The organism is Rathayibacter sp. PhB152 (genome assembly GCF_003751395.1).
GTDB classification, from domain to species: domain Bacteria; phylum Actinomycetota; class Actinomycetes; order Actinomycetales; family Microbacteriaceae; genus Rathayibacter; species Rathayibacter festucae.
The window spans coordinates 654,387-667,767 of record NZ_RJUT01000003.1; the positions used below are offsets into that span (position 1 = coordinate 654,387).

Below are 13,381 nucleotides of genomic sequence, written 5' to 3' on the forward strand. Positions count from 1 at the left end.
AATCGAAGTCGGGTTTTCCGCATCCCGGCACTGTCAGAGAAAGGAACGGTCCATGACCACCACCCTCGAACGCCACGTCGAAGCCCCCGCGGGCTCCGGAGCGAAGACCAGCCGCCGCCAGAACGCCGAGAAGGGCTTCAAGGCCTCCAAGGAGCTGCTCGACAGCCTCCAGATCGTCCTCGTCGACCTGATCGAGCTGCACGTCCAGGGCAAGCAGGCGCACTGGAACGTCGTCGGCAAGAACTTCCGCGACCTCCACCTCCAGCTCGACGAGATCATCGAGGCCGCGCGCGAGTTCAGCGACGACATCGCCGAGCGCATGCGCGCGCTGCACGGCATCCCGGACGGCCGCAGCGACACCGTCGCGGCGACCACGACGCTCCCGGAGTACCCGCACGGCGAGATCGACACCGCCGAGACCGTCGACCTCATCACCGTCCGCCTCGAGAACACCGCCGCCACCATGCGCGAGGTCCACGACCAGGTCGACGACGAGGACCCGACGAGCGCCGACCTCCTGCACGCGATCATCCAGAGCCTCGAGCAGTACGCCTGGATGGTGTCGGCCGAGAACCGCACCACCTCCGCCGCGAAGTAGCACCACCGCACCACCCGTCGAGGGACCCCGCCTGCGCGGGGTCCCTCTTCGCGTCCCCGGGGTCCGCACCGACGGAGGAGCCCGCGGAGCGGGCGCGCTCTCTGCCGATCGAGCAGCCCGCGCAGCGGGCGCACCTCATGCTGATCGAGCAGCCCGCCTAGCGGGTGCACTTCATGCTGATCGAGTAGCCCGCGCAGCGGGCCTCTCTTCATGCTGATCGAGTAGCCCGCGGAGCGGGCGTATCGAGATCCCCGTCGTCCGCAGTGCTGGTGCCGTCGGTCTCGATACGCCCTGCGGGCTACTCGACCGGCATGCGCGCAACCGGCTCGATCCCGCCCCCAGCCCCCGACAGTAGGGTCGAGGCCATGAGCACGCAGGTTTCCGAGCTGTTCGACGCGCGCCGCTGGGCGCCGGTCGACGGGTTCGACGGTCTCGAGGACATCACCTACCACCACGACCGGTCGGGCCGCATCGCCCGGGTCGCGTTCGACCGGCCGGAGGTGCGCAACGCCTTCCGCCCGCGCACCGTCGACGAGCTGTTCCGCGCCCTCGAGGACGCGCGGACGAACCCGCGCATCGGCGTCGTCATCCTCACCGGCAACGGCCCCAGCCCGCGCGACGGCGGTTGGGCGTTCTGCTCGGGCGGCGACCAGCGCATCCGCGGCCGCGACGGCTACCGCTACTCGGACGGCGAGACCGCCGAGGGGATCGACTCGGCGCGCAACGGCCGCCTGCACATCCTCGAGGTCCAGCGGCTGATCCGCTTCATGCCCAAGGTCGTCATCGCCGCCGTCCCCGGCTGGGCGGCCGGCGGCGGGCACTCGCTGCACGTGGTCTGCGACCTGACGATCGCCTCCGAGGAGCACGGCCGCTTCAAGCAGACCGACGCCGACGTCGGCTCGTTCGACGCCGGCTACGGCTCCGCCTACTTCGCCCGTCAGATCGGCCAGAAGAACGCCCGCGAGGTGTTCTTCCTCGCCCGCGAGTACTCCGCGCAGCGCGCCTACGAGATGGGTGCCGTGAACGCGGTCGTCCCGCACGCCGAGCTCGAGGCGACCGCCCTCGAGTGGGCCGAGACGATCCTGACCAAGTCGCCCACCGCGATCCGGATGCTGAAGTACGCCTTCAACGCGGTCGACGACGGCCTCGTCGGCCAGCAGCTCTTCGCCGGCGAGACCACCCGCCTCGCCTACGGCACGGACGAGGCCGTCGAGGGGCGCGACTCCTTCCTCGAGAAGCGCGCGCCCGACTGGTCGCCGTTCCCGTGGCAGTTCTGACGATGGCGGCCGGGACCAGGCCGACGCGATCCGGGGCGGCGCGGCGATGACCCGCCCGCTCGCCTCCGTCGATCCGGCGCCGGAGAAGGTGCTCATCGCCCTGCGCGCGGCGCTCGACGGCAGCGGTCCCGCGGTGCGGATCGCGGCTCCGGGAGCGGAGTCGGACCCGGAGGCGGACGCGTCCGTCCCGCAGCGCGTCGCCGTGGTCGTCGAGACCTCCGGCTCGTCCGGCCCGCCCAAGCGCGTCGCGCTCGCCACATCTGCGCTGCTGACCAGCGCCTCCGCCACCCTCGCCGAGCTCGGCGGTCCCGGTCGCTGGCTGCTCTGCCTGCCGACGCACTACGTCGCCGGCGTGCAGGTGCTGGTCCGCTCGCTGACCGCCGACGCCGACCCGGTCGTGCTGCCGGCCGGCGGCTTCGACGCCGCCGCCTTCCTCGCCCTCGCCCGGACGATGCCCGCGGGGGAGCGGCGCTACTCGTCGCTCGTCCCGGTGCAGCTCGCCCGGCTGCTCGACCTCGCGGAGAGCGTGCCCGCCGAGGCCGCGGTCCTCGCCTCCTTCGACGCGCTGCTGATCGGCGGCCAGTCGACTCCGCAGACGCTGCGCGACCGGGCCGCCGCGCTCGGCGTGCGGATCCGGCTCACCTACGGCTCGAGCGAGACCGCCGGCGGCTGCGTCTACGACGGCGTCCCGCTGCGCGACGTGCGGATGCGCGTCGTCGACGGCCAGGTCCTGCTCGGCGGCCCGACCCTCGCGGAGGGCTACCTCGACGCGGACGGCGGCCTCGACGCGGAGCGCAGCGCCACCGCCTTCGTCTCGCTCGACGGCGAGCGCTGGTACCGCACCGGCGACGCCGGCGTCGTCGAGGACGGCCGCCTGAGCGTCACCGGCCGCCTCGACCGGGTGATCGTCTCGGGCGGGGAGAAGGTCTCGCTGGACGCGGTCGAGCGAGTGCTGCGCGACGGGCTCCTGCCCGACGCGGTCGTGGTGCGCCGCTCGGACGCGCAGTGGGGCGAGGTGCCGGTCGTCGCGACGACCGCGCCGGACGCCGACCTGGCGCGGGTGCGCTCCGAGGTGGTCGAGCGGCTCGGCCGTGCGGCCGGCCCGGCGGCGGTCCTGGCCCTCGCGGAGATCCCGCTGCTCGCCTCGGGGAAGCCCGACCGCCGCACCCTCGAGAGCCTCGCGGCGGAGGGAGCGGTCTGAGGACAGGCCCGGACGGGGGCGGAGAACGACGCGTCGCCCGGCGGCCGACGGCCCGGGACGGGCAGGGACCACTCGGTAGGATTCCCTCCGTGTCGAGTTCGAGTCGCAAGAAGAAGCCGTCGGCGAAGCCCCGGAGCGGTCGCCCCGGCGGGGACCCCCGCCGCGTCGTCGTGCAGCCCGCCGGCCCGCGCGAGTGGATCGCCGGAGCCCGGCTGCGGACCCTCCCGCTCGCGATCGCCCCCGTCCTGATCGGCACCGGAGCGACGCAGGTCACGGACGAGGGCTGGCACTGGGTGCGCGCCCTGCTCTGCCTCGTCGTCTCGCTCGCCCTGCAGATCGGCGTCAACTACGCCAACGACTACTCCGACGGCATCCGCGGCACGGACGCGAACCGCGTCGGCCCCTCGCGGCTCACCGGCTCCGGCGCCGCGAAGCCCCGCGCCGTGCTCACCGTCGCGCTGGTCTTCTTCGGCATCGCGGGAGTCGCGGGCCTCGTGCTGACCTTCCTGTCCGGCTTCTGGTGGTTCCTGATCATCGGCGCCGCCGCGATCGCCGCCGCCTGGTTCTACACCGGCGGCCGGCGCCCCTACGGCTACCTCGGCCTCGGCGAGCTCTTCGTCTTCGTGTTCTTCGGACTCGTCGCCACCGTCGGCACGACGTTCGTGCAGATCGGCCGCGCGAACCAGGAGTCCTGGCTCGGCGCCGTCGCCGCGGGCCTGTTCGCCTGCGCCGTGCTGATGGTCAACAACATCCGCGACATCCCGACGGACCGCCTCTCCGGCAAGCGGACCCTCGCGGTCGTCGTCGGCCCGACCATCGCGCGGGCGATGTACAGCGCCTTCGTGCTGGTGCCGTTCGGGATCGCGGTCGTGCTGGCGCTGTTCTACCCGCTCGCCTGGCTGACGCTCTTCGTCCTGCTGGCGGTCCTGCCGGCCATCCTGATCACCCTGACGGCCCGCACGGCCAAGGAGCTCATCCTCGCCCTGCAGCTGACCAGCCTGAGCGGCCTCGCCTACGCCGCGATCCTCGGCGCAGCCCTCGCGTTCTGACCACGTGGTGCGCGTCCCGCGCGCCTCATGCTGGTCGAGTAGCGCCGCAGGGGCGTATCGAGACCCGCCCGCCGTCGGCACGCTGAGTCTGCAGACGACCGTGCCTGCGACGGTGGATCTCGATACGCGCGCTGTGCGCGCTACTCGATCAGCAAAGGGCGCGCGCTGCCCGCACTACGCGATCAGCATGGCTCGATCGGTGCGGAGGCGCCTCTTCATGCGGGTCGAGCAGCCCCGGAGGGGCGTATCGAGACCCACCGTCACCGAGAGGCGGGGTGAGCAGGCCGATCTCGCGGCGGGGTCAGGCGCCCGGGCGGCCGTCGCGGGCCGCGTCGACCGCGGCGTCCTCGATGTCGTCGTCGGTGGGCGTGCGGGGGACGTCCTTGCGGCGCTCGTAGATGGCCTCGGCGATCCGCTCGCGGGGCTTGCGCAGCACGATGTAGGAGAGCGACATGCTCGCGATGGCGGCGACGAAGCCGGCCGTCACCGCCGCCGTCAGCTCGGAGTCGACGAAGGAGCGCGCCGGCAGGTACACCAGCACGAAGACGCCGGCGAACATGGCCAGACGCAGGAGCGAGTAGACGACGACCGCGCGGCTCAGTTTCACCGGGCAAGTGTACGTCGGCCCCCGCATGCGCGTCCGTGAGCACCCCGGGAGCTCCCTGTCCAGCATCCGTGCGCCCGGTTCCTTCGAGGACCCCGGACGTACACTGGACACCATGATCCGCCTGTTCATCGGCCTGCTCGTGGCCCTCGCCGTCTTCACGGTCTACACCGTGATCGACGTCGCCCTGAGCAATCGCCACTCGGTGCGCGCGATCCCGAAGTGGTCGTGGGTCCTCGTGGTCCTCCTGCTGCCGATCATCGGCGCGGGCCTCTGGTTCTGGATCGGCCGCCCTCGCAAGCAGCGCTCCGAGGGTCGCCGTTTCACGGCCCCGGACGACGACCCCGACTTCCTCGGCACTCTCCGCCGCGAGCGCGATCCGGAGAAGGAGCGTGAGCAGGCCGAGCGCATCGCCCAGCTCGAGCGCGACCTCGCCGATCTCGACGACTCCGGCGAGTCGGACGGCACCGGCCGTCGGGATGCCTGACGCGGCTGCGGTCGCCCCCTCCACCCGTTTCGCGGTCGACCTCCTCACCCGCTTCGTCGCGCTCGGCGTCCGCGACGTCGTCGTCTCGCCCGGCTCCCGCTCCCAGGCGCTCGCGCTCGTCGCGGCCGAGCTCGAGACCCGCGGCAGCATCCGGCTGCACGTCCGGATCGACGAGCGCTCCGCCGGCTTCCTCGCCCTCGGCCTCGCACTCGAGACCGGTTCGCCCGCCGTCCTGATCACGACCTCCGGCACCGCGACCGCCAACCTGCACCCCGCCGTGCTCGAGGCCGACGCGTCCGACGTGCCGATGATCGTGCTCACGGCCGACCGCCCCGGCGAGCTGCGCGGCATCCGCTCCAACCAGACCACCGACCAGGTCGAGCTGTTCGGCCGCGCCGTCCGCCTCTTCGAGGACGTCGCGGCCCCCGACGCGCAGACGCCGGTGGAGTCGGCCCGCGGCCTCGCCGACCGCGCGCACGCCGCGGCATCCCGCTCGGGCGGCCCCGTGCACCTCAACCTGGCCTTCCGCGACCCGCTGTCCTCGCGCCTGCCAGCCTTCGAGGGGCCCGAGCACGGATCCGCCGCACCGGCCCCGGACGAGGCCGCACTCGCCCCGGAGACGATCGCCGCCGGCCCGCTCGAGCCCCTCACCGTCGTCATCGCCGGCGACAAGGCCGGGGCCGAGGCCGAGGCTCTCGCCCGTGCCGGCGACTGGCCGCTGCTCGCCGAGGTCTCCTCCGGGGCTCGCTTCGGTCCGCAGCTCGTCGTCGCCTGGCGACGGCTCCTCGCCGAGCCCGAGTTCGGCGGCCGCGTCCGCCGGGCGATCGTCCTCGGCCACCCGACGCTGTCCCGCGAGGTCCCGGAGCTGCTGCGCCGCGAGGACGTCGAGGTGATCGTCGTGGACCGCGGTCGCCGCGAGTTCTACAACCCGGGTCGCCGTGCGCGCAGCGTCCGTGCCCTCACCGTCGTCCGTCCCGAGGACTCGCCGCGGCCCGAGCGGTCGGAGCGCGCCTGGGCCGGCTCCTGGGTGTCGGCGAGCCGCGCGCTCCTGGCCGACGCCGACCCGGACGCGATCCCCGAGGCGCCCGACGGCGGCTCGATGTCGATCGAGGACCGCCGCGGCTACGCCCGGAACGCCCTGACCGCGATCCGCGCGCCGCTCACCCGCGAGTTCGTCGTCGCCGCGGTCTGGCGCGTCACCTGGCCGCACGACCGCCTGCTCTTCGGTGCCTCGCGCCTGATCCGCGTCGCGGACGGCTCGCTGCCCGGCAAGCGGATCACCGTGCACTCCAATCGCGGGCTCGCCGGCATCGACGGCACGGTCTCGACCGCCCTCGGCATCGCCGTCGCCTCGCAGTCCGCCGACGCGGGCTCGGGCGGCGCCACCCGCGTCGTCCTCGGCGACCTCACGCTCCTGCACGAGGCGGGCGGACTGCTGCTCGCCCCGGGCGAGCGCCGCCCGCGCGTGCAGCTCGTCGTGGTGAACGACGGCGGCGGCACCATCTTCGACGGCCTCGAGGTCGCCACCAGCTCGGCTCCCGACGCCTTCGACCGCGTGCAGTTCACGCCGCAGACCGTCGACATCGCGTCCCTGGCGACGGCCTACGGCTGGACGCACCGCCTCGTCGCCACTCGCGGCGAGCTGGAGCAGGCCCTCACCTCGCCGGGCGAGGGCCCGGGCATCGTCGAGATCGCGCTCGAGCGCTGATCTCCCGCCCGGGCGTCCGCGGCCGTCAGCTCAGGGCGTCCAGGATCGGCCGGAACTTCATGCCGGTCTCCGCGAGCTCGGTGGCGGGGTCGCTGTCCGCGACGATGCCCGCACCGGCCCAGGCGGTGACCTCGCCGTCGGGGGAGACCTGCGCGCTGCGCAGCCCCACGGCCCACTCGCCGTCGCCGTTGCCGTCGATCCAGCCCACCGGACCGGCGTAGCGGCCGCGGTCGAAGGGCTCGAGCTCCTCCAGCAGGGCGAGCGCGCGGTCGGTCGGCGTGCCGGCGACGGCGGCGGTCGGGTGCAGGGCGTCGACGAGGTCGAGCGCGGTCGAGGCGTCGTCGAGTGTCCCGCGGACATCGGTCGCGAGGTGCCACAGATTCGGCAGCTTCAGAGCGAAGGGCTCCGGAGTGGTCGTGAGCGCGCCGGTGTGCGGCCGCAGCTCGCGCAGCAGGCTGGCGATGGCGAACGCGTGCTCGGAGCGGTCCTTCGGGCTCGCCAGGAGGGCGCGCACGATCGCGGCGTCCTCCTCCGCGTCGCCGCCGCGCGCGCTGGTGCCGGCGAGGACGCGCGCGGTGATCGCGCCGTGGTCCACGCCGACGAGCGTCTCGGGACTGGCGCCGAGGAAGCCGTCGACCGCGAAGGTCCAGCAGTCCGGGTAGCCGTTCGCGAGATCGCGGAGCAGCCGACGGCGGTCGGCGTCCCGGGGGAGCCGTCCCTGCAGGTCGCGGGCGAGGACGACCTTCTCGAGGGCGCCCGAGCGGATCGAGCCGACGGCCGACGCGACCGCGGCGCGATACGCGTCCGGCGTCATCGCACCGGGGAGGAGGGGGAGGCGGAACTCGTCGCCGAAGGGCAGCGGAGCGGGGACCGCCGTCGAGCCGGTCGTCTCGTCGGCCGTGCGGATGCGGGTCACCCACGACCGTCCGCCCCGCGAGCCGATGACCACGCGGGGGACGATCAGGACGCTCGTCGCGCTCGACCGGCTGGAGAAGGCGAAGGCCCCGAAGGCCACCAGTCCCGTGCCCGGGACGCCGAGCGGATCCGCGACGACAGCCGCAGCCGACAGTTCGCGCCACGCGGCGGAGGCCTCGCGGATGCGATCCGGGCCGGAGAACTCCAGCCGCAGAGCCTCGCCGAGCCCGGCCAGTCCTGCGCCGCCGCGCTGCCAGAGCAGCGGCTGCCGCGGATCGACGCGGGTGATCAGCTCGTGCGGGCCGTCGAGCGGAGTCGTCTCGGCATGGAGGGGAGGAGCTCCGGCCCCGGTCGATGTCACTGCTCCACAGTACGCCCGCCGCAGAAAGCGAGACGTTGTGCGCCGGGACCACCCTCGCCCGGGGGTCCGCTGCTACGGTTTCCTCGTCCGGGGTCGCCGCAGCTAGGCGGAGCAAGGCGGCCCCGGCACCTCCGCTCCGTCCCGCTCCCCTCGCGCGGTTCCGCCGGTCCGGCGCCGGTCGCCTGAGCGGATGTGCAAGGGCGGTGGATGCACAGCCGCCACTCCGCTCCTCGCCCTAGACTCGTTGATCGTGACAAAGGCAGACCTCACCAAGCGGCCCGACGAGGTCGCTGCCATGTTCGACACGGTGGCGCCCGCCTACGACCTGACGAACACCGTCCTGTCCGTCGGCAACGACCACCTCTGGCGGATCGCCACGACCCGCGCCGTCAACCCGGCGCCGGGCGAGCGGATCCTCGACGTCGCGGCAGGCACCGGCACCTCGAGCGCCTCGCTGGCGCGCTCCGGAGCACAGGTCGTCGCCGCCGACTTCTCCCGCGGGATGATCTCGGTCGGCCGCCGCCGGCACGCCGAGAACGAGCTCATCGAGTTCGTCCTCGCCGACGCGATGAAGCTCCCCTTCGAGGACGACTCCTTCGACGCCGTCACCATCTCCTTCGGCCTGCGCAACGTCTCCGAGCCGCGGACCGCGCTCGCCGAGTTCTTCCGCGTCGTCAAGCCCGGTGGCCGCGTCGTGATCTGCGAGTTCTCGACCCCGCCGCTGAAGCCCCTCGCCGCCGCCTACGACTTCTACCTGTCGAAGGTCATGCCCGTGATCGTCGGCCTCGCCTCCTCCAACGACCCGGCCTACGACTACCTCGGCGACTCCATCCGCGCCTGGCCCGAGCAGAAGGTCGTCGCGGGCTGGCTCCGCGCGGCCGGCTTCGAGCGCGTCGCCTACCGCGACCTCACCGCCGGAATCGTCGCCCTGCACCGCGGGATCAAGCCGATCGCGGCGGCCTGATGCGCGCCCAGGGGCCCGCCGGGCCGAGACGTTAGGGTTTGAGTGTGAACGCCAGTGCGCCCGTCGCCCGCCGCAGTCCGTCTCTGACGGCGCAGCTCGGCCTCTCCGAGCGCATCTTCTCGACCGCGCCGGACCGCGCCCTCGCGCGTGCCATCGACGACGGGCTCGAGCGGGTCGAGGCCGGCATGGTCCAGCAGCTGTCCTTCGCGGACGCGGTCGCCGACGTCTCGACGCGCTACCTGCTCGAGGCCGGCGGCAAGCGGGTGCGGCCGATGCTCACCCTGCTCACCGCGCAGCTCGGCCGGGGCAACACCCCCGAGGTGCTCAGCGCCGCGCAGGCCATCGAGATCACCCACCTCGGCTCGCTCTACCACGACGACGTGATGGACGAGGCGGAGAAGCGCCGCGGCGTGCCGTCGGCGCAGACCGTCTGGGGCAACAACGTCGCGATCCTCACCGGCGACCTGCTCTTCGCCCGAGCGAACCAGCTGATGACCGAGCTCGGCGAGCGCGCGATCCGGCTGCAGACCGACACCTTCGAGCGCCTCGTCCTCGGGCAGCTGCACGAGACCGTCGGCCCGGGCACCGGCGAGGACCCGGTCGAGCACTACCTCGGCGTCCTGGCAGACAAGACGGGCTCGCTGATCGCCGCCGCCGCCCGCACCGGTGTCGTCTTCTCCGAGGCGCCCGCGCCCTTCGAGGAGGCGGTGCGCGTCTTCGGCGAGAAGATCGGCGTCGCCTTCCAGATCGTCGACGACGTGATCGACCTCTCGCCGCAGCCGGAGGAGACCGGCAAGAACCCGGGCACCGACATCCGCGCGGGCGTCTCGACGCTGCCGATCCTGCGCCTGCGCGAGCGCGCCGCGTCCGACCGCGAGGCGGCCGTGCTGCTCGCCCGGATCGAGAGCTACGTCAGCCGCACGAACGACGCGATCGCGCACACCGACGAGCAGAGCGCCGACATCTCCGACGCCATCGCGCAGCTGCGCGACCACCCCGTGACGGCGCAGACCCTCGCCGAGGCCCACGCCTGGGCCGATGAGGCCGTCGACGCCCTCGCCCCGCTGCCCGACGGGCCGGTCCGCAAGGCGCTCACGCGCTTCGCCGACACGGTCGTCGACCGCAACGGCTGACCGAATCGTCGCGGCGCGCATTCGAGCGCCGCAGGAATGAGTCCGGAGACGCGCCTCGGCGCCCCGGCAGGAGGAATGCAATGACCAAGCTCAGGCTGGCCATCGTCGGCGCGGGTCCCGCGGGCATCTACGCCGCCGACCTCATGATCAAGGCCGAGAAGAAGTACGACGTCTCGATCGACCTGTTCGAGCACCTGCCGGCGCCCTACGGACTCGTCCGCTACGGCGTCGCGCCCGACCACCCGCGGATCAAGGGCATCATCACGGCGCTCCGCGAGGTGCTCGACCGCGGCGACATCCGCATCTTCGGCAACGTGCACTTCGGCACCGACATCACGCTCGAGGACCTCAAGCGCCACTACAACGCCGTGATCTTCTCGACCGGCGCCATCCGCGACGCCCCGCTCGACGTCCCCGGCGTCGAACTGGAGGGCTCCTACGGCGCCGCCGACTTCGTCAGCTGGTTCGACGGCCACCCCGACGTCCCGCGCACCTGGCCGCTCGAGGCCTCCTCCGTCGCCGTGATCGGCAACGGCAACGTCGCGCTCGACGTCTCGCGGATGCTCGCGAAGCACGCCGAGGACCTGCTGCCCACGGAGGTGCCGCCGAACGTCTACGAGGGCCTCGCCGCCTCGCCCGTCACCGACGTGCACGTCTTCGGCCGCCGCGGACCGGCGCAGGTCAAGTTCACCCCCCTCGAGCTGCGCGAGCTCGGCGAGCTGCGCGACGTCGACATGATCGTCGCCGACGAGGACTTCGTGCTCGACGCCGCCTCGCAGGCCGCCATCGAGACGAACAAGCAGGTCATGGTGATCAACCGGGTGCTGAACCAGTGGCGCACCCGCGAGGTCGGCTCGGCCTCGCGCCGCCTGCACCTGCACTTCTGGGCCAAGCCGCTCGAGCTCGTCGACGACGGCACCGGCCGCGTCTCGGCCATCCGCTACGAGCGCACCGAGCCCGACGGCGAGGGCGGCACCCGCGGCACCGGCGAGATCCGCGAGATCGCGGTCCAGGCCGTCTACCGCGCCGTCGGCTACTTCGGTTCCCCGCTGGACGGCCTGCCCTTCGACGAGATGCGCGGCGTCATCCCGAACCGCGAGGGCCAGGTGCTGGACGACAACGACGAGCCGGTGCACGGCGTCTACGCCACCGGCTGGATCAAGCGCGGACCGGTCGGCCTGATCGGGCACACCAAGTCGGACGCGATGGAGACCGTCGGGCACGTGCTCAACGACCAGGCGTCCTGGTGGACCCCGGCGCACCCCGAGGAGTCGGCGGTCGTCGCCCTGCTCGAGGAGCGCGGCGTCGCCTACACCGACCTCGACGGCTGGCACCGCCTCGACGAGCACGAGCAGGCGCTCGGCGCTCCGCAGGGCCGCGTGCGCGTGAAGGTCGTCCCGCGCGAGGACATGATCTCGATCTCGCGCGGCGAGACCGTCTCGAGCTGACGTCCGCCGTCGAAGGGCCTCCGGAGCGATCCGGGGGCCCTTCCGTGCGTGCGCCGCGCGCCAGGACGTCGAGCAGGCCCGCCGTGGACTCCCAGGGATCGCTACCGTCCCTGGGATGAGCGCACGAGCAGGGGTCGAGGGTCGGACGAAGCGAGCGAGAACGACGGCGGTCGCCGTCGTCCTGACACTGCTGACCGCGCTGCTGGCACCGCCGGCGCAGGCGATGACGCCGCCTCCTCCACCCGGTGCGAGCGCGCCGACCCACCACGTGGACGTCCGCAGTCCGGGCGCCGACGGCCTGACCCTGCACCAGCCGGAGTCGCACTTCGCCTATCGCGTCGTCCGCGTCGCGCCGGGCATCGGGGTCACGAACACGATCCCGTCGTCGCGGGCGAACGGACTCGACCCCGATGGATCGGTGCTGACGGACGATCGCTTCCAGGCGCTGGTGGATCGGGTCTCGGGAGTCCTCGACCGGATCCGGGCGACTCCGACGGGCGCAGCGGAGCTCAAGGCGATCCCGCACCTCGTCGGCCCGGGCGCGAAGGACGTCTGGACGGTCGCGGGGACGGACGGCTCCGCAGCCGTGAGGTCCGACGTGCAGATCGTGTTCGCGGAGCGCTCGTCCGGCGCGGTCGGAGACACGACGGCGACGAGCTTCGGCCGGGACATCGAGGGGGTGGGCAGCATGGTCAACCTGAGTCCGGACCTCTGGGGGGACGGGGACTTGACGTGGTCGATGTGGTTCGACCCCGCGTCCGGGGCGGGTCGGCTGCTGAGCGCCGAGACGGCCGTGCACCACGAGCTCATGCACGCGGTCACGGCGGCGGGCGGCGCCGAGCCGACGGGAGACGCCTGGGTCGTCACGCCCGAGTGGACGACGTGGCCCCTGACCGGTCCCGCGGACGGTGAGGGCGAGATCCAGGAGAAGCTGACCGAGCTGTTCGCGCACGGGGGGCCGCGCGGGCTGACCGAGGCACGGACGGTCCTGACGTCGCCGGGCCCGAACGGGGAAGCGCCGGTGTTCACGGCCGAGGAGTTCCCCTCGATCAGCGTGGACCCGTGGTTCCTGCGAGCTCAGAATCACGCGACGGACAGGTCCGTCGCCGCCGACACCCCAGCGGGGCAGCGCGAGGGCTGGCTCCGCACCGCGGCGGCCCGGTTGAGCATGGCGCTGCATCCGCCGACCGAGGTCACCTTTGCGCGCGAGCGGGGCGTCGTGACGCGCCCCGAGTACAACCCGAGCACCCTCACCATCGGAGGGGAGTACCTCACGACGCTCGACGTCGTCGTCCCTCGCGGATTCGACGACTGGGAGGCGTCCGACCTGCGGGGGCGCACCGATGTCGTGCCGGCGAAGGGGACGTGGGAGGCGCCGCAGCCGCTGGATTCCTCGCCCGCATCGCCGGAGGGGTCGCGGAGCCGGTCCGCTTCCTCCGCCGGAGCCGAGGACCGACCCGGGACGGGCTCGGGGGAGTCGTGCCTCACCTGCGCGGTCACGGCGCGCAGGCCGTCGACGGCGGAGCGGGCGGCAGCGTTCGAGGCGCGGGTGGCGGCGGAGGTGGGGTCGGCGTTCGAGGGTCCGCGGGCGGTGCAGCGGCGGGTGCTGGCGGATCCGGTGGGGGATGCGATCCGG

General features: G+C 73.3%; 12 protein-coding genes. 10 read left to right on the top strand and 2 right to left on the bottom strand.

Annotated features, from left to right (window positions below; translation table 11 throughout):
- Positions 1-52 precede the first annotated feature (52 nt).
- From EDF36_RS09885 to EDF36_RS09900, 4 genes are all read left to right on the top strand, one after another.
- Positions 53-598, top strand: a complete 546-nt coding sequence (locus EDF36_RS09885) for a Dps family protein (RefSeq protein ID WP_123732843.1) — start codon at positions 53-55, stop codon at positions 596-598.
- Between the two features lie 365 nt (positions 599-963).
- On the top strand, positions 964-1,875 hold the full coding sequence (locus EDF36_RS09890) for a 1,4-dihydroxy-2-naphthoyl-CoA synthase (RefSeq protein ID WP_123447867.1): 912 nt from the start codon (positions 964-966) through the stop codon (positions 1,873-1,875).
- 46 nt (positions 1,876-1,921) lie between these two features.
- On the top strand, positions 1,922-3,076 hold the full coding sequence (locus EDF36_RS09895; protein WP_123732844.1) for an AMP-binding protein: 1,155 nt from the start codon (positions 1,922-1,924) through the stop codon (positions 3,074-3,076).
- Positions 3,077-3,165: 89 nt separating this feature from the next.
- Complete coding sequence (locus tag EDF36_RS09900; protein WP_372487876.1) at positions 3,166-4,125, top strand: 1,4-dihydroxy-2-naphthoate polyprenyltransferase; 960 nt, start codon at positions 3,166-3,168, stop codon at positions 4,123-4,125.
- Positions 4,126-4,426: 301 nt separating this feature from the next.
- On the opposite strand, the gene EDF36_RS09905 is transcribed toward EDF36_RS09900, so the two are convergent.
- Positions 4,427-4,732, bottom strand: coding sequence for a DUF4229 domain-containing protein (locus EDF36_RS09905; RefSeq protein WP_159422135.1), 306 nt, complete (start codon positions 4,730-4,732; stop codon positions 4,427-4,429).
- Positions 4,733-4,844: 112 nt separating this feature from the next.
- On the opposite strand from EDF36_RS09905, the gene EDF36_RS09910 reads away from it, so the two are divergent.
- Together EDF36_RS09910 and menD are read left to right on the top strand one after the other, a co-directional pair.
- Complete coding sequence (locus EDF36_RS09910) at positions 4,845-5,216, top strand: PLD nuclease N-terminal domain-containing protein (RefSeq protein ID WP_123447864.1); 372 nt, start codon at positions 4,845-4,847, stop codon at positions 5,214-5,216.
- On the top strand, positions 5,209-6,924 hold the full coding sequence (gene menD / locus EDF36_RS09915; protein ID WP_123732846.1) for a 2-succinyl-5-enolpyruvyl-6-hydroxy-3-cyclohexene-1-carboxylic-acid synthase: 1,716 nt from the start codon (positions 5,209-5,211) through the stop codon (positions 6,922-6,924). Before EDF36_RS09910 ends, menD begins: the two co-directional genes overlap by 8 nt.
- A gap of 25 nt (positions 6,925-6,949) precedes the next feature.
- Here menD and EDF36_RS09920 read toward each other — a convergent pair whose 3' ends face one another.
- A complete protein-coding gene (locus tag EDF36_RS09920) occupies positions 6,950-8,200 on the bottom strand; it encodes an isochorismate synthase MenF (RefSeq protein WP_123732847.1) in 1,251 nt (416 codons plus the stop codon).
- Between the two features lie 250 nt (positions 8,201-8,450).
- Here EDF36_RS09920 and ubiE point away from each other — a divergent pair, with 250 nt between their 5' ends.
- The 4 genes from ubiE to EDF36_RS21265 all read left to right on the top strand — a co-directional run.
- Positions 8,451-9,164 carry a bifunctional demethylmenaquinone methyltransferase/2-methoxy-6-polyprenyl-1,4-benzoquinol methylase UbiE gene (gene ubiE / locus EDF36_RS09925; protein ID WP_260300654.1) on the top strand — a complete coding sequence of 238 codons (714 nt, stop codon included), beginning with the start codon at positions 8,451-8,453 and terminating at the stop codon, positions 9,162-9,164.
- 44 nt (positions 9,165-9,208) lie between these two features.
- Positions 9,209-10,297 (top strand): polyprenyl synthetase family protein, encoded by a 1,089-nt coding sequence (locus EDF36_RS09930; protein WP_123705337.1) that lies wholly within the window; start codon positions 9,209-9,211, stop codon positions 10,295-10,297.
- 80 nt (positions 10,298-10,377) lie between these two features.
- Positions 10,378-11,745, top strand: coding sequence for an FAD-dependent oxidoreductase (locus EDF36_RS09935; RefSeq protein ID WP_123732849.1), 1,368 nt, complete (start codon positions 10,378-10,380; stop codon positions 11,743-11,745).
- Positions 11,746-11,860: 115 nt separating this feature from the next.
- A partial coding sequence (locus EDF36_RS21265; protein WP_185020432.1) for a hypothetical protein occupies positions 11,861-13,381 on the top strand: 1,521 nt, incomplete at its 3' end.

Excerpts from the sequence above, each read along its gene's own strand:
- EDF36_RS09885 (WP_123732843.1), top strand. The coding sequence starts at position 53 with ATGACCACCACCCTCGAACGCCACGTCGAAGCCCCCGCGGGCTCCGGA.
- EDF36_RS09890 (WP_123447867.1), top strand. The coding sequence starts at position 964 with ATGAGCACGCAGGTTTCCGAGCTGTTCGACGCGCGCCGCTGGGCGCCG.
- EDF36_RS09895 (WP_123732844.1), top strand. The coding sequence starts at position 1,922 with ATGACCCGCCCGCTCGCCTCCGTCGATCCGGCGCCGGAGAAGGTGCTC.
- EDF36_RS09910 (WP_123447864.1), top strand. The coding sequence starts at position 4,845 with ATGATCCGCCTGTTCATCGGCCTGCTCGTGGCCCTCGCCGTCTTCACG.
- menD (WP_123732846.1), top strand. The coding sequence starts at position 5,209 with ATGCCTGACGCGGCTGCGGTCGCCCCCTCCACCCGTTTCGCGGTCGAC.
- EDF36_RS09935 (WP_123732849.1), top strand. The coding sequence starts at position 10,378 with ATGACCAAGCTCAGGCTGGCCATCGTCGGCGCGGGTCCCGCGGGCATC.